A 21,702-nucleotide genomic window follows, 5' to 3' on the forward strand; every position below is an offset into this window, starting at 1 on the left:
TTTCTTATTTTTAATAAGTGCAATCACAACTTAAAATATATAAAGCATCAGCTGGCTCTGGAAAAACATACACGCTTGCAAAATCTTATGTAAAAATTTTAATAAGAAATCCTAAGCACTACAAAAATATTTTGGCAATTACTTTTACCAAAAAAGCTACTGCTGAAATGAAAAATAGAATTCTACTTTTTCTTCAACAGATAACAGACAACTCAAATAAACAATTGATTGCTGATGTAATAGCTGAGATAAAAAATGAATATAAATTTGATGTCAGTGAAATAATTCATAAGCAAGCTGCAAAAGCTATTCAGTACATATTGCATGATTATTCGCACTTTCAAGTTACAACAATAGATAGTTTCTTTCAACTAATTATTCGCTCATTTGCCAAAGAACTAAAGTTGCCAATAGGTATGCAAATTGAGATTGACACACAATCAGTCTTAGAATATTGCGTTCAAAAATTATTAGAAAGCTACGAGTATGTTGATGAAGATATTTCTGAGTGGTTGTTGCAATATGTGTACAATCAAATAGATAATGAGAAAGGTTGGAATATTGAAAAACAAATAACTGAGTTAGGAAAAGAATTATTAAAAGAAGAATATGTATTGCTGAAAAAAGATATTGAACATACACATAAAATAGATTTTGAACAGTATACAAAAATTGCCAAAGAACAGCAAGAAATTATAAGTGATTATAAGAAATTTGTAAGCACACAAGGAAATTTAGCCAATGAAATTATACAAAAAAACGATATTAATGTAATGCTGTTTTCTTATAAAAATAGTTCTATTGGTTCTTTTGTTGATAAAGCAAAAAATGGCTTTGTAGATTCATTTGCTAGAGTGCAAAAGATGGTAGATGGCGAAATGGCTTTGTTTTCAAAAGATACTATGGATAAATTTCCTGAAGAAGTAGATAGAGTTACAGAAATTTGGCATAATGAATTGCATGATGCAATTAATAGTATCTTAAATTATCATATAAATAACATAAGTAAATATAATACAGCTAACAATATCTTGAAAAATATATATTCGATGGCATTGTTAGATGAATTGGCAAATCAACTTAGTGTATATCGAAATCAAGAGAATATTATTCTAATATCAGATGCATCTTATTTTATTGCAAAAATTGCAGATGAAGAAGCAACACCATTTATATATGAGAAAATGAGTACGTTTATTCAATATATTTTGATAGACGAATTTCAGGATACTTCTGCTTTGCAATGGAAAAGTTTATTGCCAATTATAATTGAGATTTTATCCAAAGGTTATGGTTTAAGTTTAATTGTTGGCGATGCTAAACAAAGCATTTATAGGTGGCGTGGCGGAAAAATGGAATTGATACTACATCAAGTAGATATAGATTTAGAAAATTACAAAGCCTTAAAGCAAGAAATTGTTTTAGAAGATAATTACAGAAGTTGTCCAAAAATTATAGAATTTAATAACTCACTATTCTCATGTATTTCTAATAAATATGAGAATTTACAGTTGCTAAAAGATGCATACTATAAGCACGAACAGAATATAAAAAATACAATATTTGATGGCTATGTAGCATGCAAATGGATAAATAAAAAAGAGGAAGACGTATTTGAAATCTTAATACAAGAACTTAGACAAATTAATCAAAGGTACAATTGGAAAGATGTTGCTATTTTGGTAAGAACAAATGCAGAAGCAGAAAATTTAGCTACTTATTTCCAACAAAATGCAACAGACATACCATTTGTTTCAGCCGAGTCATTTTTAATTAGCAATCATTTAAGTGTACAATTAATTATAGATACATTAGAATGTTTAATATTTAATAATAATTTTTATAAATACAAATTAGATAATGTATTTTCTATTTATTTTGGTATAGAAAATACAGATAAAGTACTTAGAAAAAAAGAACAATTTAATTTTGAAAACTATTGGAACGAAAATAATTTTGATATAATAAACATCAATACATCTACACTTTTAGATACTGTAGAGATGTTGCTGTCTGTTTATAAATTTGATTCTTCAAGCAATATATATATACTTAGATTGCTGGATGATGTGCACCAATACATACAAAATGTAGACAATAATGTATTAGGTTATTTAAGGTATTGGCAAGAAAATAAAAAGAAAATAACCATTCTGCCATCAGACGATACAAACTCAATTCAGATAATGACAATTCATAAAGCCAAAGGCTTAGAGTTCCCAGTTGTAGTTTTGCCATTCGTTAATTGGAATTTGCAACCAAAATCCAATACTATTTTTTGGACTGAAAACGATTCTTTTTTTAATGATAATTCTGCTATTCCATTGTCTTATTCAAGTTCATTAGATGATTCTGAATTTAGTGATGCCTATCAATCAGAAACGCAATTGGCATTTGTAGATAATATCAATAATTTGTACGTAGCATTTACAAGAGCAGAAAAAGAATTGTATATCTATGCAAATTCAATAGCTAAAGATGATAAAAAAACGAAGCAAACAGTAGCTATCGAAATAAAATCTGCGAATGCTTTGTTGTACTATTCTTTGCAACAAGACGAAATACTCAAAAAATATTTTATTGATGAAAGTAATTTTTTATTTGGACACAAATTAGAAATAACAAAATCTGATAAGCTAAGTAAACAAGATGTGTTTAATTTTTCAAATATCTTGCAAAATAATAATTATACTTTGCACTCATCAAGCTATCAAGATGATTTTACACTAAAAGGAGAAATACTACACAACTTGTTAATGTACATCCATGATACAACTATGCTGGGTACACAGTTGGCAATAATAAAACATACATATTCATTGTCTGATGATGATGTAGATTCTTTCAAAAAAATATATGAAAGTGTATATGATTTGTTTCTTAGTCATAAATTTATAAACGATAAGTATGAATATTTTTATGAAAGAGATTTTTATTTTAATAATAAATCGTACAGAGCAGATATTGTAATTAAAACACCAGAATCAATAATTATTATAGATTATAAAACTGGACAAAAAGAACGTAGCCACGAACAACAAATTTTGGTGTATAAAAAAGCTTATGAAAAATTGTATAACCAAAATGTTTTGGCGTATCTATTATACACAGATAATATGCAGTTAATTCTTATCAATCAATGAAACACAAAGCATCAACATATTGTGAAGAAGCTATTCAAATAGTTGAATTAAGCAGCCAAAACTCAACTATCAAAATTGCAATAAATATTGGATGTACATTGTACAGTTGGAAATATAAAGACACAGAAATAATATATTTTAATGACACACTAAAAAACTATCAAACACATAAAAAGTTAGCTGGTGTGCCATTCATGCATCCATGGTCAAATCGATTAGAAAGCGATTTTATTTTTGAGAAAGCATTTACAACAAATGATGCCATTGAAAATATTTTACATCGAGATGCAAATAATTTGCCATTGCATGGTTTGATTTTAAAATCTACTCAATGGAAATTAGAAACACTTAAAGAAGAAGAAAATTATGCAAGTATGCGTGCTGAAATCATTTTTGATGATGAAAATCTGTTGACTATTTTCCCATACAAACACAAAGTGCAATTAGAAATTACATTAGAAAATGATATGGTATCATACTCAGTTCAAGTAGATAGTTTAGATGATAAACCAATGCCTTTGACTTTTGGCTTTCATCCATATTTTAATTTGCAAAATTCAACTGAAAATAAATTAACTATTCCAGATTCAGTGCTTGCATTGGTTGATGATAAAATGATTCCAACTTATCAATTTTTACAAAGTCATTTGTTGTTTGATATTAAAAACAATGTTTTAGATATTGACAATAGAAAAATTGACCACGCATTTATACACACAAATAATGAAGTGAATTATAAATTAGAAACAACACATTATAATGTGGAGTTTATTTTGGATAATGATTATAAAGTTGTACAAATATATTATCCAAATAATGAAGAAAAACCATATATATGCATCGAGCCAATGCTAGCAAAAGCAAATGCATTTAATCATAGTAAGTATTTAGAAACAAAAAGAAATCAGTATACAATTAATTTTAAAATGAGCGCATATTAAATATTAAAATACATATTTACACACGCGCCTTTATTTTCAAAGACGATATCATCAGCTAAGTTTTTCATAATATACACACCACGACCATCTGGATCTAATTTATTTTCAGGCAAAGTTGGGTCGTCTAATTCATCTATATTAAAACCATCGCCTTCGTCTTTCACACATATTTTAATACTCTTCTGATTGATGAACGCACTGAAGTTCACTTTCTTTTTACAATCTAAATTGTTGCCATGTTCTATAGCATTTGTTACAGCTTCTATACAAGCTATCATTACATTGCCATACACACTATCTCTAAGTTGATAATTGTTTTTTATATTATCGATGAGTGTTTCAATCTTTTTGACATTATCCAGCTTAGAGCTGAGTTCAATTTTTGCAATCTCTATCATTAAAATCTACTGTGTTTAATCAAGAATTATATATACGAAAATCACTAAAAATAGTTACAAATAGTTTAAATAAAATTGTTATTATATTTTATTGATGTAAATCTATACAGATTTGCTCAAAATGTCAATATAGGTTTGCGTATTATTTTTTACGGAATAATAATTTTCTACAGACATTCTCGCAGCAATACCAATTCTTTCTCTCAATGCTGCACTATCTATGAGTAATAGTAAATATTTTTTCCAATCAGCAGCATTGTCAGCCAAAAAACCATTTTCGCCATTTTGTATCACAAGCTGATTGGTACCAAAATTTGTTGCCACGCAAGGAATGCTCAAATTCATATAAGCTAAAGCTTTATTGCCACTTTTGCCCAGCACCCATTCTTCTTTTTCTAAAGGATAGACGCCAATATCAATTTTTCGCAAATCATCTAATTCGTTTTCGGCAGTCCAATGAATGTTTTTTATATTTATATTGTTAGTATGGTAAGGTGCATTGCAAATTACTAAAAATTCTATTTTTCTAATTGCTGCTATTTCTGCTATAATTGGTCGAATAATTTCTAAGTATTTTAAAGTAGAATGTGTGCCTGTCCAGCCAATACTTATAATATCTTTTTCAATATGATTTTTTATAGGCAATGATTTTTCGGTGTCGTAAGTAGCTAAAATCACGCTTATGTTTTTATTATATTTAGATACAAAATCTCTTAAAAATGGTGAGCATACAATTACATGATTTGCTTTTTTCATGAGTATAATAGGTTTTTTTCTACCTTTTATTTTATCTATAAATCTTGATGAATCTTGTTGCAAATAAATCATATCATCTATATCATAAATTACTTTTTTGGCAAATAAGCACACTAAATATTCAAAAATAGGCAAACCCAAAGGCGTTACCCAAAGATGAATATACACCACATCATATTTTCGGATAGTCAATAAATCAAAAAATCTTCCGAGATAGCCAAAAAGTGTGTAGGCAATTTTTAAAAACAAAAACCCTTTTTGGTAGATAATTTTCCAAAAATTTAAACTTACAAACGAACGAGTAGTTATGCTAAAACCATTTTGCTGCAAGGCATCATAATATTGTTCGTATTTAAGTCTTTGGCTTGGTGCAGTACCAAAAGGATACGGCGAAAGAAATAATATTTTTTTTGTTTTTTTCAATGAGATTTATAAATCTTTAAACCAACTCGAGTACATCAAATAATTATTAGCTATGCGTTCGTTTTGGTCTTTAAACGTTTCTGCATCAAGTTGTTTTACTTTTTTGGCAGGAACGCCAGCATAAATACTTCCTGCTTCTACTCTTGTGCCTTCCAAAACAACAGCACCAGCTGCAATCAAAGCATTTTTTTCTATATAACAATTATCCATCACAATAGCACCCATGCCTATTAATACATTTTCTTCAATGGTACAGCCATGTACAATGGCATTGTGCCCAATAGAAACATTATCGGCAATAATGGTTTTTGTTTTTTGGTAAGTACAATGTATGGTAGCATTGTCTTGTATATTTACTTTATTGCCAATTATAATGCTATTCACATCGCCACGTAGCACAGCATTAAACCAAATACTGCAATCGTTGTTCATGGTTACGTCACCTACAATAGTAGCATTGGGAGCAATAAAACAATTTTCGCCAAATTTTGGCATAATGTTATTGCATGGTATTATTAACGACATTTTTTATAAATTTATAGTATGATAGAGTCCAAAATACAAAAAACTTTTATTCTAAAGATATTCATTCTTAGTTTATGCTTTTTGCTAATGAGTTGTGCCGCACAAAAAGCCAAAAAATGTGGTTGCCCAACTTTCGGCGATAAAAAGAAAAAAAAACGCAGTGATTTGTATGAAATAAACCTAAAAATTAATGTAGAGAAGTGTATTTATTTATGTTAAAACAGAATTGGTAAATAATTTTTCTATTCTTTAATGATGGTTCGAATGTTCCAATTTTAGAATTTCTAATCAGCACATCTGTTGAGGAAATTATTTCTCTAATAATTTTTTTTGCTAATTTTAAATTTACTTGGTTTTTGTAGTAGTTGAAAATTATTTCAATTTGATTTTCAGAAAAATGTGACCAAATAATTTTATATTCCAATTTTTAATATTTTGCTAAAAGTTCAGATGTAGTTTTATAGTTACCATTTTCAAAGTCTTTTTCTGATTGAGAAACTCTACTATTTAATTCTTTAATGGTTAAAGGTTTGAAATTTTTTTGCAACTCATCAATTTGATTTTTCTTTAAAATTTTCTCCAATTTTAAGATAAGTTCTTCACTTTGTAGATTTAAGAATGATTGAACAAATTGTATTTCTCTTGTTTGAATACCCATTTTTCTAAATATTTATCAATATTAAAATTAAATATTTTATTTCAAATTATGATGTGTTTCTTTACTTAATAATTCAACTGTTTTAATTAGAGTTTCATTTTGTTGTTGTAAAAAAATAAGTTGTTGTTTCTGAAATTCTATTTGTTGAAGTAGTATTTCTTTATTCTCTTCATGTAGATTTTCTATATGAGCATAAAACTTTGCATGATTTTCTACATTAAATACTTGTTTCTCATGGCTTATTACATTTTCCAAAGGCACATCTAATAATTGAGCAATTTTTTCTAATCTATCAATAGTAATTTTTGTTGTACCATTTTCAATTTTGCTATAAGCATTTTGAGAAATATCTAATTGATCAGCCATATATTGTTGAGTAAAGTTTCTAAATTCTCTAATTTTTTTTATTCGTAATGCTGACTCTACACTCATAAGTAAAAGTTTATAGCTCAAATATAGCTAAAATGTATAAATTATAGCCACACGTAGTTGTACAAATATACTAAAAAATAGTTCTTTGTTCTATAATTATAAAATATGATAAAGAAATTAAATTTTATGATATTATTAATGACATTCTTATTAATATCATGTTCAAAAAATGAAGGTGTAAACACAAATTACCCAAATAACCCAATTATTGATGATACAACTATAATTGACCCTACTCCAGAGAAAAAAGTATTTAACGAATTAACTTTTCTAGATTTTCCAAACTCTTTTTCGGGGTCAGCATATATTAAAAATATAAGATATCAAGGACAATTAATTTTTAAAAAAATATCATACCCAAATAGATATACTGTAACAATTCCTGGAGAGCGTGCAGAAGTTACTTTCGAATATTTAAGAAAAGAAGAAACTTTTCAAGATGTTAAATATTTTTATAAAATATACCCTTCAACTTATAGTCATTATCAAGTTTATGATTTTAGTTATGATAATAGTGGTTTTATAATAAGACATATAAAAAATACGAACAAAATAGAATGTAAAATTCTTTTAGGTAGGTCTAGTGGTAATATTATTATAGAAGGAACTTTTTCTACTACCTTAGATAGTAGATATATTTATTAAAATAAATATTTTTAAAAATTATGGCAATTGTAAAAGAAACATCATCAAGTTCTAATGCTATTAAAGTAAAAATAGTAACAGGCACACCTGACTTATACGTTTATGTAACAGACAATGAATATGAAGCAAAAGATAGTGATAGTATATGGTATTTTAAAGACAAATCAAATGCTACTCCTTTAAAATTTGTTTCAAGTGGAGAAACATTAAAAGTAAGATATGTAAAATCTAAGTATCAAGCAAAATGGTATAACAAAACACACGAACTGCAAGGTAGAATAAAATAAATAACATTATAGTTATACGATGATAAAAAATCTAAAAAAAGATAAAATTTTGTATTGGTTAGGAGCAATACTATTAATGAGTTTTGCATTATTAATGTTTTCAAAAGTTTATGAAGATAGGGTTCCTAAATTGGTAGAAGAAATAAATAATGGGGCAATAGAGCCATACTTACAGCAATAATAACAGTATTTTTATTATCCAGTCAGAGTGCAAATGAAGAACGAGTTGAAAAGGGCAGTAAAATATTTGAAGAAAAACTAAAGATTTATAGTGCTTTTTTAAAGCAACTCAAAGAAATTCTAAAGGATAAAAAAATAAATAAAGATGAAGTTCATGAATTAATTTTTCAATTATCTTTTTTAAAAATGCATTCAAAGGGCGAAAATATAGAGAAGATATCAACAGAGCTTGCAAGCATTATAGATTTATTGTATCAAGAGAAAGATAAAGACCAACCAAGCCCTGTAACTTATCAACAGAATTTATCTAAAAACCTATTTGAAATAGTAGGTGTTTTTCAAGAAGAATTATATGAAGAGAGGAAAGGTGCAACAGAAATTCAAAAACTTACAGACAGCTTAGAAAAAATATTGAAAGAAATGGATGAGTTAATGGAAGGACAAGATATTAATGATGATATACAAACTACTAAGACTGAAAAATGGGCAAAAACTGTTTTTAGTAACTGGGATGAATACTATAATTTTCAAATAAAAGATGAAGTAGAATTAGGTGTATTGAATTTGATTAATTATATTATTAATTTTGTTTCTAAAGAAATAGATATAGCAGAATATGAAGTAAGATATTCACCTACACATGTCTCTTTTTATCTAAAAAATGCAAAAAGGAGAAGTAAAATTTACTTATGGCTAACACCATATAGCAAAAAAGAAGTGAAAATATCAGTTATGAAAGAAGCTATTACAAATAAATTAACCTTATCCGATTGGCAAGAAGGAAAGCGATTAGCATACATTTACATAGCAAATCCTAATGAGTTAAGTGATTCTGTGATTTCTGTAATAAAATCTAGCTATCAAATAATTAAATCAATCAACATTTCATAAGATTTCTTTATTTCAAATTAATAAAATACAATTACTTTATACCATCAGCCTTTCGCTACACTATAAATGCCAGAAAAAATAATGAGCAATCCAATAATGTGTAATGGCATTATATTTTCACCAATAGCAAGTCCAATTAATACAGAAACGATAGGAATAACAAAAGTAGTCATGGTTGCAAATAGTGCATTGGTACGTTGTGTGAGTTTGTTAAAATAAACTTGAGCAATAGCTGTGCCTCCAATTCCAAGTATTGCTAAATACTTTAAGCTATTGAATGCACTATCTGTGTTGATTTGTATTCTCTCAATTGTATCTGAAAAAATAAGATATGGCATGCATATTAAAAAGACAAAACCATATTGCCACATGGCAATTACCAAAGGATGGTCTTTCTGAAAGAAATGTTTAAATAAATTTGCATTAATGCCATAGCAGAACGTAGCTATCAATGGGAGAAAGATATGATAGGAAATAGCTTGTGATTTAATGCCACGTGTTTCTGCTAATATAATTACACATGCACCAAAAAATCCAAGTACTACACCAATTATCTTATTTTTGGACAATGGAACATTGAAAAAAAAACTGCCTAAAAATAATGCAAATATAGGTGTTGTAGAATTTTGAATACCAACAATTGCACTGTCAATTTTGGTTTCTGCTACACAAAAACAAATAGCAGGAAGCATATTGCCAAACAATCCAAGCAAAGGCACATATTTAATTTTATGTTTTTCAATTTTTAATTGTTTTCTGTAGATATATATAAATGGAATAAATGCTAGGAATGCCAAGCACATTCTAAATGCAGCAACTTGCAACGGATGGAATGCTTCTAACCCTTTTTTTATAAAGAAAAATGAAAAACCCCAAATAATTGAAAGGGCAAAAAAAGTAATCCAATCTATAGCTGATATTTTATTGCTAGACATGAGACTGCAAGATAAGTTATACTTATTAAATATTTTTACACCTTATTTAAAAAGTGTGGAAATGATATTTTTTTTAATACACCGAAAAATGATATTTTTTTCTATTTTACATAAAATTTATAAATGGAATTAAATCATATTTTTAGAAGTTTATTAGGCATTGTTGTCCTAACTTCTATTTTGTATCTTTTTAGCAATAATAGAAAAAACATCAATTGGAAATTGGTTATTACAGGTTTGTTTTTACAAATTATCTTTGGATTACTAGTACTTAAAATACCATTTGTACATCAAATGTTTGATGCTGTTGCCAGAGGTTTTGCAAAATTGACCAGTTGTACAGATGCCGGAACAGATTTTTTGTTGCGTTCTTTTGTTTCAGGTAATGTAGAAATTCCAGTAATAAATTTTGCATTTAGAATTTTACCTACTGTTATTTTCTTTTCAGCCTTGTCTTCTTTGTTATACTATTTTGGCATTTTACAGAAAGTAGTCTATTTATTTGCATGGATAATGAAAAAAACCATGCGTTTATCTGGTCCAGAGTCTTTATCTGATGCAGGTAATATTTTTATGGGACAAACAGAAGCGCCATTATTAGTGAAGCCATACATTAAAAAAATGACTAATAGCGAATTGCTATGTTTGATGACTGGTGGTATGGCAACTATTGCTGGTGGCGTATTGGCAGCATATATTGGTTTCTTAGGTGGTGGCGATGAGCAAATGAAAATAATATTTGCTACACACTTATTGTCAGCATCTATCATGAGTGCACCAGCTGCAATTGTAGCCTCAAAAATTTTATTTCCAGAAACAGAATACGATAAGTTAGAAAAAGAATTAGAAATTTCAGATGAACAATTAGCATCAAATGCTTTAGAATCTATTTCAATAGGCACATCAGATGGTATAAAACTAGCAGTAAATGTAGGTGCCATGTTGTTGGTGTTTATTGCATTTATATACATGTTCAACTTATTTTTAAGTGCCATTGGAAGTGTAGAAATAGGACACTATTTATCATTAAATAAAACAATTGCATTAGCAACAGATGGAAGATATTCGGCACTTAGTTTAGAATATATTTTTGGATTAGTATTTGCGCCATTAGCTTGGATAATTGGTGTGGCTAAAGAAGATATTGTTTTAGTAGGAAGATTGCTAGGAGAGAAGACAATCATCAATGAGTTTGTGGCATACGTATCTTTAGGTACCATGAAAACAGAATCTTTGTTTAAAGATGAACGTTCAGTTATTTTAGCAACCTATGCATTATGTGGTTTTTCAAATATTGCATCTATCGGAATACAAATTGGAGGAATTGGCGCAATGGCACCAGAAAGAAGAGGAGATTTGTCAAAACTTGGTGTAAAAGCATTAATAGCTGGCTCAATAGCATGTTTCTACACTGCATGTGTAGTTGGCTTTTTTATATAATATAATATATCTTAAAAATTGAAAGTTGCCATTTGGATTCCAAGATATTATGAAACTAGCGTAAAAGTATATGTAGATAATATCCGCAAATATTTGGAGCAATCAGGTGTTGTATTTGTGGAAGTTAATGAGCATTCAACAATTCCAGATGATGTTGATTTGGTTTGGGATCCAAACTGCACAGGCGCAAAATACCCAAATAGAAGGATTTTATTTTCTGATAAGAAATGGATAATTACATTGCATGGTGCATCAAATTTTAGCTTGCCATTGCATTATACATTTACTACAACCAAGCAAAAAATAGTTGGGTTGTATAAGAATTTAAAAAGACGAATTGCATGGTTTATGTATAAATACAAAGCCACGCACATTATTACTGTTTCAACATTTGCAAAGTCAGAAATTATAGAGCAACTCCATATTGACCCAAAGAAAATTAGCATCATCTATCATGGCTATAACGATGATATATTCAGACAATACAGTGGCGTAAAAAAATATTTTTTTAATGTATCAATCTATCAAAAAGTAAAAAATATAGATAGGTTGATTGAAGCATATAATCAGTTGCCAATAGAAACTAGAATGCCTTTGATTATTGTTTGTCCAAATTATCCAAATGTAGATTTGAAAATTGAGAAACTAACCTTGATAACGCACAAAATTTCTCAAAAAGAAGTAGCAAAATATATGGAAGATGCATATTGTTTTGTATTTCCATCTATAAGAGAGAGTTTTGGATTGCCATTGATTGAGGCATTTGCTTGTGGTGTGCCTGTTATTGCATCAAATACATCAGCATTAAAAGAACTAACAAAAGATGCTGGTATATTAATTGACCCATTTTCTGTGGAGGAAATAAAGAATGCCATGCTAGACATGATGGAAAATAAAGAGTTGAGAGATGCATTTGCAGCAAAAGCTGTAGAAAGAGCCAAAGATTTCTCTTGGCAAAAATCTGCACAATTGCATCTAGAAATATTTAAAAGAATACTAGATTGAAAATGGTTATTTTAATTTAATCTTATTTTCATTCTATTGTTGTGATATTCCAAAAAAATGATTATCTTTGCCAACCTATTAAAATAGATTTTTATGAAAAGGACATTCCAACCATCTAATAGAAAGAGAAAAAACAAGCATGGCTTTAGAGAGCGTATGAGCACTAAAGGTGGTAGAGCTGTTATTAATGCTCGAAGAAGAAAAGGCAGAAAAAAACTTTCTGTATCTGACGAAATGAGAGGTAAATAAGCGCGATAGCTAAGAATATACATACATTTAAGTCATACGAACGCCTGAAAAGTCGCAAAACTATACAGCTACTTTTCAGGCGTAAGTTATTTGTACAAAATCAATACATAAAAATATATTATTGTACAACACTAAATAGCAATACTACATCAAAAGATATTGTAGTGCACCAATTTGCATTTTCTGTTCCAAAAAAGAATTTTTCTAGAGCTGTAGATAGAAATAGAATTAAAAGACAAATGAGAGATATTGTAAGATTGCAAAAAGATTCATTAGTATCTACTCAATCATTTGCATACTTTATTAGCTATACGCACACACAGTTGCCAGATTTTGAACTATTGCAACAAAGTATTAGCACATTATTTCAGAAATTAAATTCAACAATAACTTAGATTACCTAATTTCTAAGTCATTCTCTGAATAAGAATCTGGTTCTGCTTTAGGTGGTGTTTTTAATACTTTTACAAATAATCCTAAAGTAATAATGAATATAATGCTTTGTGTTATAATCATCATGATAAGTGCTGAGTTACTCATATTATTTGCGATTTAAGATTGTTACGTTTTTTACTTGCTTTATATACTAAAAAAGAAATTCCTAAGAATAATGATATTAACAGTATTCTTGAACCAGTCATATACATCATCTGAGATTTTAATTCTGATATGATGCTTGCATCTGTAGCTACGCTTAATTGCTCTTTGATATCAGAAAATACAATTTTATTATACATTTCTGGAATATTACTTGCAAATATTAGTATCAACAAAACTGGTGTTACGAATAACATAATGTATTTAAAAACGATTGGAATTTTTATATCTGCGCCTATGTTTATTTCCTTCCATGCATTGTTGATGCCAAATACCCAAACAAATAATATAGTTTCTAATAAGGCAAAAACAAATAGACTGACATCGCCTGCCCAATAATCATATTCATCAAATACACCATGGTTGAAGAATAAAATAGTAGGTAAGCCAAGTATGAATATGATTAGACCGAAACCAATTGCGGCTTTCTTTTTTGAGAAATTAAATTCATCTTCTAAAAAAGAAACACATGGTGTACCCATTGCCAATGATGAAGTAATGCCTGCGAAGAAAAGTAGACCAAACCACATAACACCTGCAATTGCACCTAAAACTACGCCCCATTTTGTAAATAAAAATGGAAGTGTTTTAAAGCCTAAGCCTAAGCCACCTGATTGTACTAATTCTACAACTCTATCTATACCTAAGTAACCAACACTAATTGGAATAATGATAGATGCACCTAATAATACTTCTACGAATTCATTCATCCAGCCTGCGCTTAATGCATTTAAAGCAATATCATCTTTGCTACGTACATAAGATGCATAACATTGAATAGAACCCATGCCTACTGAAAGTGTAAAGAATATTTGTCCAGCTGCTGCTAGCCAAACTTTTGGACTCCAAATTGTAGAATAATCTGGTGTCCATAAGAAATTTAAGCCTACTGTGCCATCATTTATTGCACCTTTTGTGCCTGCTTGCAATGTGATACCTTGTATGGCTAATAATATTCCAAAAATTATTAATAATGGCATGCCAACTTTGGCTACTTTCTCTACACCACCACTTAAGCCTTTACTTAAAATATAAGTGTTGAGTGTTAAGCATATTAGCCAAGATGTAATTGGAACTACTGGATTTTTTAGACTTACATAATCGCCAAAAAATGTGGCTACTTGGTCTGCTGATTGTCCATTAAATGTGCCTGTAATGGAATTGAAAACATAGGTTATCGTCCAAGATTCCATGTAACAGTAGTATGATGCAATGCTTATATTGCAAAATAAACCAAATACACCTACATATTTCCAAACTGCTTTTTTTGATACGCTATCAAATATAAATGGTGTGCTGTGGTTGCCATATCTGCCTCCGTATCTTCCTAAGCCCCATTCTACAAAAAGTAGTGGTATGCCTAATAATAGGAAGCATGTTAAATATGGTATAATAAATGCGCCACCACCATTTTGTAATGCTTTTACTGGAAACCTAAGAAAATTACCAAACCCAACAGCATTTCCTGCCATTGCCAAAATTAGTCCTACTCGCGAACCCCATGAATCTTTTGCCATAGATTGTATTTTTGTAAGTAAAATACAATTTTTTATTGAATAGAATAATTATTGAGTTAATTTTTTATTAACCTAGTAGAGATTTTACTACAGCAGAGATTCTACCACCTTCAGCTTTTCCTTGTAATTGTTTGGATGCCAAGCCCATTACTTTTCCCATTTCTTTGATAGATGTAACACCCGATTCTGTGATAATTTGCTGTATAGCTTGTGTTAGCTCTTCATCAGAAAGTTGTGCTGGAAGATATGCTTGTAAAATATCCATTTCTTCTTTTTCTTTAGCAGCAAGCTCTGCTCTATTTTCTTTGGAAAAAATATCGAATGATTCTTTACGTTGATTGAATAGCTTTTGTATTACTTTTAATTCTTGCTCTGGTGTAATGATTCCACCACTTCCTTTCTCAGTTTTTGCTAATAGGAATGCAGATTTTATTGCACGAAGTGTGCGTAGTTTTGCTTCATTTTTCTGAAGCATTGCTTCTTTTATTTCGTTGTTTAGGTTACTATCTAAGCTCATAATATGTGTTTTAGTGTTTTGCAAAAATAACAATTCCGATTATAAATTTACTCTATAATCGGAATTGCGTATTTTAAACCAACCAAATGAAAAAATATTGTACTTGCTACTTTATTTTCTTAATGATTAGGTAACAATTTTCATGCCAAATATTTTATTTTCATAAATTATTTTGATTTTTTCCAATCTTTTTCTGTTACTCTTTCTTTTATGATATCTATACTTTCAATTATCATATTCATTATCAATTGATTGGTTATGTTTTGTTGTTCTGTGTGGTCTACAATGGTGTCTAAAACATTATCTGTAATTTGTTTTATGGTGTCTTTGCTTTTTGGACTTGCTATATCTAATGCAATTTTATCTATTACATTAAATGTAACATCACTTACTGCACTGTCAAGCATTTTTTGGAATACTTTACCTAATCCTGGTAAATAACGTAAAGTATCTATTTCTTTGTTTTCTTGTAATGCTTCTACCACTTTTCCATCTAAGTAGGCTCTAAATTCTTCTCTATGTTGTTTGTAAACAATATCTACAGTAGTATTTATTGTTTTGGCAAGAAATTCTATTAATACATCTTCTTTATTTTTAATAACTTCATCAATTATTCTTTCAGATAATGGTATGCCTTTTGACAACTCAACTTGTACCATAGATAATGAATTATTTATTACATTGTCTGATATCTCTTCAACAAGAACAGCTCTGAATCTTTTGTAATAGGCATATATTTTCATTTTTCTAACATCTATTACTCCAATTTTCTGAAGCTTAATAATCATTCCTATAATTCTGAATAATCTAAAGAATTTGAATATGCCTTTCATTGGTATTAGTCCAAATACATCGTACCAATGTATGAATGGATAAAACCACCACAAGTCATATTTTTTTTGTTTTATTGCTCTTCCCCATCTAAATAAAAACTCTATGAGAAAAATAACAACGAAAACTAAATCCCAATTGGCAAAATATGGATGTACTTTGAGTTTGTACCACATGAAAAATGTTGGACTGATGAACTCAATTGCTGATTGGAAGAATGGATATTGAAAAAACCAATCGAAACCAAAGAAGATGAGGTTTTGTATAACTAACCATATCATAAACACATCTAACCAAAATAATCCTAATCTGTCTGAGCTACTTAGTTTTTCTAAGTCTATTTTAAATACTTGTTTTATCTTCTTAAACATCGCTTTGTTTTATATTTAACAAGATAGTAAGATATTTATAAACGTAAATAAAAAAGTCTGCCAAAATTGACAGACTTTTAGATATGTAGAATCGTGTTTTTTGAAACTATATTTTCACACCGAAAGATTCTTTTTTTCTTTCTGCAAGAACTCTTTTATAATCTATTGGCATTACTTTTACAAATTGTTTTTGTGTAATTTCCCAATTGTCTAAAATATTTTTTGCTAAACTACTGTTGCAATATTCTTGATGGTTACTTATCAAGCCTTTTAATGTATCTAAATCGTCTTGTTCTAAACTTTCTAGTTCTATCATTTCTTTGTTTACATTTTTTTCAAATGTTTGGTTAGCATCAAATACATAAGCAATACCACCACTCATTCCTGCTGCAAAGTTTCTGCCTGTTTCACCTAATATTACAGCAATGCCACCAGTCATGTACTCACAACCATGGTCGCCAATTCCTTCAACTACTGTAATAGCACCAGAATTTCTTACACAGAATCTTTCTCCAGCCATTCCATTAATATATGCTTCGCCATTGGTAGCACCATAAAATGCTACGTTTCCAATAATAATATTTTCAGATGCTTTAAAAGTTGCTTTTGATGATGGATAAACTACTAATTTTCCACCAGATAATCCTTTTCCAAAATAGTCATTAGCTTCGCCTTCTAATTCAAAGAATACACCTGGTGCCAAAAATGCACCAAAACTTTGTCCTGCACTTCCAATAAATTTATTATGTATTGTTTTGCTAGGTAATCCTGATCCTTTGTGTAATTTTGAAATTTCATAAGATAACATTGCACCTACTGTTCTATCAGTATTGATGATTGGAAACTCAGCATATACTGGTTTTTTATCATTTAATGCATCTTTAGCAACTTTAATTAATTCATGGTCTAAAATTGGATCGTCTTTTGGATGTAATTGTTTTGTTTGTTTATATAATCCAACGGTTTCGTCTGCAACTTCTTTGTGTAATATTGGTTCTACAGTAAGGTTTTTGTATTTCCAATGTTCAATTCCATCTCTTCTTTTTAGCATTTGAGCTTGTCCTACCATTTCATTTACTGTTCTATAGCCTAACTCAGCCATAATTTCTCTTAATTCTTGTGCTAAGAATGTAAAGTAATTAACGACATGTTGTGGATCTCCAGTAAATCTTTCTCTCAAAATTGGATCTTGAGTAGCAACACCAACAGGACATGTATTTAGGTGGCATTTACGCATCATGATGCAACCCATGACAACTAATGCAGCAGTTGCAATGCCCCATTCTTCTGCACCTAATAAAGTTGCAATTGCAATATCTCTACCTGTACGCATTTGCCCATCTGTTTGTAATGTAACTCTGCTTCTTAAATTATTTTTTACTAGTGTTTGATGTGCTTCAGCCAAACCAAGTTCCCATGGTAATCCAGCATGTTTAATTGATGAAATTGGAGATGCTCCTGTTCCCCCATCATATCCTGAAACAAGAATAACATCTGATTTTGCTTTTGCTACACCAGCTGCAACTGTTCCTACACCAGCTTCTGCAACAAGTTTTACACTTATTCGTGCATTTGGATTTGCATTTTTTAAATCATAGATTAATTGTGCTAAGTCTTCGATTGAATATATGTCGTGATGTGGTGGTGGTGATATTAATCCAACGCCTGGTGTTGAGTGTCTTACTCTTCCAATCCAATCATCTACTTTGTGTCCAGGTAGCTGTCCACCTTCACCTGGTTTTGCTCCTTGAGCCATTTTTATTTGTAATTCATCAGCATTAGCTAAGTAATATGATGTAACACCAAATCTGCCTGATGCAACTTGTTTTATTGCAGAACGTTCCCAATCGCCATTTGCTTTTGGTTCAAATCTTATTTCATCTTCTCCACCTTCTCCACTGTTTGATTTTGCACCCATTCTATTCATAGCTATAGCTAATGTAGAGTGTGCTTCGTATGATATTGAGCCAAATGACATTGCGCCTGATGCAAATCTTTTTAGAATATTCTCAACTGGTTCTACTTCATCAATTGAAATTGGTGCTGCTTTTGAATAATCGAAATCAAATAAACTTCTTACAGTGATTGCTTTTTCTGTTTGATTGTTAATTTGTGATGTGTAATTCTTGAATAATTTATAATCATTCTTTTTGGTAGAATGTTGTAGTAAATGTATTGAATCTGGATTGAATAAATGTGTTTCGCCTCTTCTTTTCCATTGATATTGTCCACCTACTTCTAATCTTGCATTTGGTGCTTCTTTGTCTGGAAATGCTAAAGAGTGTTTTTTTAATGCTTCTTTAGCTATTTCATCAAATCCCATTCCACCAATTCTAGATACAGTGCCATTAAAACATTTTTCAACTACATGTTTGTTTAACCCTACAATCTCAAATATCTGAGAACCATGATATGATTGATAGGTTGAAATACCCATTTTAGAAAATATTTTTAGCAATCCATTACTAGCCGCTTTTATATAGTTTTCTACTAGTTTTTTATCTGTGATATTTAAACTTTTTAGTGTTTCTTTATTTAAATCTATAATTGTTTCGTAAGCTAAATATGGATTTATTGATGATGCACCAAAGCCAATATGTGTTGCAAAATGGTGTACTTCTCTTATATCTCCACTTTCTACAACAAGTGAGCAATCTATTCTTGTTTTTGTTCTTATTAAATGATGATGCACAGCACCTACTGCAAGTAGTGATGGAATTGGTGCATTATCTTTATCTACACCTTTGTCTGATAGTATTAAAATATTATTTCCATTGGCTACAGCTTCTTCTGCTTCGATACAAATTCTTTCTATTGCTCTTTCTAGGCTACCTGCTTTTCCATTTGCTGGAAATAAACAGTGTATAGTTATGATTTTAAAATCTGGGTGTTTGATATACCTTAGTTTAGCTATATCATCATTAGTAAGAATAGGTTGTTTGATATGGATTTGCTTGCAATGATCTTCTGAGGTAGTTAGCAAACTACTAGCTCCACCAAGTGTAGTAAATGTACTCATTACCAATCTTTCTCTAATTGGATCGATAGGTGGATTTGTTACCTGTGCAAATAATTGTTTGAAATAATTTGAAATATTTTGACATTGATCAGAAAGTACAGCTAATGGTGTGTCTGTACCCATAGAGCCAATTGGTTCGTATGCTGTAGTTGCCATCGGTTCTAAAATAACTCTTAAATCTTCTGAAGTATAACCAAATGCTAATTGTTGCTCAAGTAATTCTTTTTTGCTAAGTCTAATTTCTTCTTTGGTAGATTTAGGTAAGTCTTGAAAAGTAATTTTATGCTTGTTTAGCCATTCTCTGTATGGATATTCTGAACAGATTTTTTTCTTTAGTTCTGTATCTTCTATGATTCTACCTTCTTCCATGTTTATAATAAACATTTTTCCAGGTTGTAATCTTCCTTTTTGTACAACTAATTCTTCTTCTGTTGGTAATGCACCAGCTTCTGATGACATAACTACTCTTCCATCGTTGTAGACAACATACCTTGATGGTCTTAGACCATTTCTGTCTAAGGTAGCACCAATGATTTTTCCATCAGTAAAACAAACAGACGCTGGGCCATCCCAAGGCTCCATTATACAATCATGGAATTCGTAGAATGCTTTTTTCCAGTCTTCCATTTGTTCATTATCTTGCCATGCTTCTGGTATAAGCATCATAATAACATGTGGCAATGAACGCCCAGCTAAGTATAATAGTTCTACAACATTATCTAAAGATGCTGAATCTGACTGATCTTGATAGCAAATTGGCATAAACATATCAATCTCTTCATGAGTAAACACATCACACTCTAATAAGTGCTCACGTGTACGCATCCAATTTAGATTTCCTCTTAGTGTATTAATTTCACCATTGTGTGCTATAAACCTAAAAGGTTGTGCTAATCTCCATTTTGGAAATGTGTTTGTAGAAAATCTAGAGTGTACAATTGCTGTAGCTGACTCCATCGTTTCGTCAGATAATTCTACATAGTATTCTCTTACTTGATATGTTGTAAGCTGACCTTTGTAGATAACTGACCTGCAAGATAAATGTGTGTAGTAGAAATGGTCTTTTCCTTCTAGAATATGATTGATTTCTCTTACAGTATGCGCGCGTAGAACATATAGTTTTCGTTCTAGTTCAATATCTTCTTTAAAATCGAAATTTGGTTTGATGAAAATTTGTTCAATATATGGTTCAACTGCTAATGCAGAAGGTCCAATTGTGCTGTTATTTGTTTCAACTTTTCGATAACCTAAGATTGTAAAGTTTAACTTTTTTGCTGATTTTTCTATGTATTCTTTACAAAACGTCCTTTTTTCTTCATTTTTTGGAAAGAAGATTAATCCCGTTCCGTATTGACCAAATTCTGGTAAATCTATATTTATTTTTTTTGCCTCTTTCTTATAAAATTCATGCGGAATTTGCATTAATATACCAGCACCATCGCCAGTATTTATTTCTGAGCCAACAGCACCACGATGCTCCATATTTTCTAGCATTGTAAGCGCATCTTGTATCGTTCGATGTGATTTTTGTCCATTCATGTGAGCTACAAATCCAATGCCGCATGCATCTTTCTCAAACTCTGGTCTGTAAAGACCATCGTAATTTTCGTTATAATTAGTCATTAGCTAAAAAATTTATCCTTAAAAAATAAAAGAACTGTAATATTAACAAATATGGAGATAAATAAATATGATTATCGTTTAAGAAATTCTTATTAATTGTTTATTGTTTTTTATCCTTGCTTGTTAACGTAGGTTGTTTTAAATACATCATAAAGTGTATTGTGACTTTTTTTTTGATGTTAAATTTTTGAATTTTTGTATAGTATTTTTTAATTGAATTGTATGTGAAAATGTTTTTTCTATTTGATGGAGTATTTCACCAAACTGTTTTTTTAGAAGAGATTTCTTTTAATGGCATTTTTTCTCGTTTTTGGTAACA

General features: G+C 29.8%; 22 protein-coding genes. 10 read left to right on the forward strand and 12 right to left on the reverse strand.

The window, feature by feature from the left end:
* The first annotated feature begins 17 nt into the window (after positions 1 to 17).
* Complete coding sequence (locus IPK18_09160) at positions 18 to 3,143, forward strand: UvrD-helicase domain-containing protein (protein ID QQR97058.1); 3,126 nt, start codon at positions 18 to 20, stop codon at positions 3,141 to 3,143.
* The gene (locus IPK18_09165; protein QQR97059.1) at positions 3,140 to 4,084 is read left to right on the forward strand and encodes an aldose 1-epimerase; all 945 of its coding nucleotides are present in this window, start codon (positions 3,140 to 3,142) and stop codon (positions 4,082 to 4,084) included. The genes IPK18_09160 and IPK18_09165 overlap by 4 nt, the downstream gene beginning before the upstream one ends.
* Here IPK18_09165 and IPK18_09170 read toward each other — a convergent pair.
* The 6 genes from IPK18_09170 to IPK18_09195 form a co-directional block, all read right to left on the reverse strand.
* Positions 4,081 to 4,482: an ATP-binding protein gene (locus IPK18_09170; GenBank protein QQR97060.1), complete on the reverse strand. Its 402-nt coding sequence runs from the start codon at positions 4,480 to 4,482 to the stop codon at positions 4,081 to 4,083. The genes IPK18_09165 and IPK18_09170 overlap by 4 nt on opposite strands.
* A gap of 102 nt (positions 4,483 to 4,584) precedes the next feature.
* Positions 4,585 to 5,661: a glycosyltransferase family 4 protein gene (locus IPK18_09175; GenBank protein QQR97061.1), complete on the reverse strand. Its 1,077-nt coding sequence runs from the start codon at positions 5,659 to 5,661 to the stop codon at positions 4,585 to 4,587.
* A gap of 6 nt (positions 5,662 to 5,667) precedes the next feature.
* Complete coding sequence (locus IPK18_09180) at positions 5,668 to 6,186, reverse strand: gamma carbonic anhydrase family protein (protein QQR97062.1); 519 nt, start codon at positions 6,184 to 6,186, stop codon at positions 5,668 to 5,670.
* A gap of 187 nt (positions 6,187 to 6,373) precedes the next feature.
* Positions 6,374 to 6,610, reverse strand: coding sequence for a type II toxin-antitoxin system RelE/ParE family toxin (locus IPK18_09185; GenBank protein QQR97063.1), 237 nt, complete (start codon positions 6,608 to 6,610; stop codon positions 6,374 to 6,376).
* Positions 6,611 to 6,613: 3 nt separating this feature from the next.
* On the reverse strand, positions 6,614 to 6,844 hold the full coding sequence (locus IPK18_09190) for a hypothetical protein (GenBank protein ID QQR97064.1): 231 nt from the start codon (positions 6,842 to 6,844) through the stop codon (positions 6,614 to 6,616).
* Between the two features lie 36 nt (positions 6,845 to 6,880).
* Complete coding sequence (locus IPK18_09195) at positions 6,881 to 7,276, reverse strand: helix-turn-helix transcriptional regulator (GenBank protein ID QQR97065.1); 396 nt, start codon at positions 7,274 to 7,276, stop codon at positions 6,881 to 6,883.
* Positions 7,277 to 7,381: 105 nt separating this feature from the next.
* On the opposite strand from IPK18_09195, the gene IPK18_09200 reads away from it, so the two are divergent.
* The 4 genes from IPK18_09200 to IPK18_09215 all read left to right on the forward strand — a co-directional run bounded on the left by IPK18_09200 (position 7,382) and on the right by IPK18_09215 (position 9,279).
* Positions 7,382 to 7,921, forward strand: coding sequence for a hypothetical protein (locus tag IPK18_09200; GenBank protein QQR97066.1), 540 nt, complete (start codon positions 7,382 to 7,384; stop codon positions 7,919 to 7,921).
* Positions 7,922 to 7,941: 20 nt separating this feature from the next.
* Positions 7,942 to 8,208, forward strand: a complete 267-nt coding sequence (locus tag IPK18_09205) for a hypothetical protein (protein QQR97067.1) — start codon at positions 7,942 to 7,944, stop codon at positions 8,206 to 8,208.
* A gap of 19 nt (positions 8,209 to 8,227) precedes the next feature.
* Complete coding sequence (locus IPK18_09210; protein ID QQR97068.1) at positions 8,228 to 8,389, forward strand: hypothetical protein; 162 nt, start codon at positions 8,228 to 8,230, stop codon at positions 8,387 to 8,389.
* Positions 8,390 to 8,574: 185 nt separating this feature from the next.
* The gene (locus IPK18_09215; protein QQR97069.1) at positions 8,575 to 9,279 is read left to right on the forward strand and encodes a hypothetical protein; all 705 of its coding nucleotides are present in this window, start codon (positions 8,575 to 8,577) and stop codon (positions 9,277 to 9,279) included.
* 44 nt (positions 9,280 to 9,323) lie between these two features.
* Here the strand turns inward: IPK18_09215 and IPK18_09220 are convergent, their stop codons facing one another.
* Positions 9,324 to 10,214: a DMT family transporter gene (locus tag IPK18_09220; GenBank protein ID QQR97070.1), complete on the reverse strand. Its 891-nt coding sequence runs from the start codon at positions 10,212 to 10,214 to the stop codon at positions 9,324 to 9,326.
* A 123-nt stretch (positions 10,215 to 10,337) separates the two neighbouring features.
* On the opposite strand from IPK18_09220, the gene IPK18_09225 reads away from it, so the two are divergent.
* The 4 genes from IPK18_09225 (at position 10,338) to rnpA (ending at position 13,303) form a co-directional block, all read left to right on the forward strand.
* A complete protein-coding gene (locus tag IPK18_09225) occupies positions 10,338 to 11,654 on the forward strand; it encodes a hypothetical protein (GenBank protein QQR97071.1) in 1,317 nt (438 codons plus the stop codon).
* Between the two features lie 18 nt (positions 11,655 to 11,672).
* Positions 11,673 to 12,659 carry a glycosyltransferase family 4 protein gene (locus tag IPK18_09230; GenBank protein ID QQR97072.1) on the forward strand — a complete coding sequence of 329 codons (987 nt, stop codon included), beginning with the start codon at positions 11,673 to 11,675 and terminating at the stop codon, positions 12,657 to 12,659.
* A gap of 93 nt (positions 12,660 to 12,752) precedes the next feature.
* A complete protein-coding gene (rpmH, locus tag IPK18_09235; GenBank protein QQR97073.1) occupies positions 12,753 to 12,908 on the forward strand; it encodes a 50S ribosomal protein L34 in 156 nt (51 codons plus the stop codon).
* Positions 12,905 to 13,303 (forward strand): ribonuclease P protein component, encoded by a 399-nt coding sequence (gene rnpA / locus IPK18_09240; GenBank protein QQR99323.1) that lies wholly within the window; start codon positions 12,905 to 12,907, stop codon positions 13,301 to 13,303. The genes rpmH and rnpA overlap by 4 nt, the downstream gene beginning before the upstream one ends.
* A gap of 1 nt (position 13,304) precedes the next feature.
* Here rnpA and IPK18_09245 read toward each other — a convergent pair whose 3' ends face one another.
* The 5 genes from IPK18_09245 to gltB form a co-directional block, all read right to left on the reverse strand.
* Positions 13,305 to 13,448: a hypothetical protein gene (locus IPK18_09245; protein QQR97074.1), complete on the reverse strand. Its 144-nt coding sequence runs from the start codon at positions 13,446 to 13,448 to the stop codon at positions 13,305 to 13,307.
* The gene (locus IPK18_09250) at positions 13,445 to 15,022 is read right to left on the reverse strand and encodes a sodium-dependent transporter (protein QQR97075.1); all 1,578 of its coding nucleotides are present in this window, start codon (positions 15,020 to 15,022) and stop codon (positions 13,445 to 13,447) included. Before IPK18_09250 ends, IPK18_09245 begins: the two co-directional genes overlap by 4 nt.
* Before the next feature lie 67 nt (positions 15,023 to 15,089).
* Positions 15,090 to 15,539: a GatB/YqeY domain-containing protein gene (locus tag IPK18_09255; GenBank protein QQR97076.1), complete on the reverse strand. Its 450-nt coding sequence runs from the start codon at positions 15,537 to 15,539 to the stop codon at positions 15,090 to 15,092.
* A 167-nt stretch (positions 15,540 to 15,706) separates the two neighbouring features.
* Positions 15,707 to 16,741, reverse strand: coding sequence for a hypothetical protein (locus IPK18_09260; GenBank protein ID QQR97077.1), 1,035 nt, complete (start codon positions 16,739 to 16,741; stop codon positions 15,707 to 15,709).
* A gap of 106 nt (positions 16,742 to 16,847) precedes the next feature.
* Entirely contained in the window at positions 16,848 to 21,383 is a 4,536-nt protein-coding gene (gltB, locus tag IPK18_09265; GenBank protein ID QQR97078.1) for a glutamate synthase large subunit, read from the reverse strand.
* Between the last annotated feature and the right edge of the window lie 319 nt (positions 21,384 to 21,702).

The sequence above is a fragment of the Sphingobacteriales bacterium genome, assembly GCA_016699615.1.
Taxonomy (GTDB): Bacteria; Bacteroidota; Bacteroidia; order Chitinophagales; family JADIYW01; genus JADJSS01.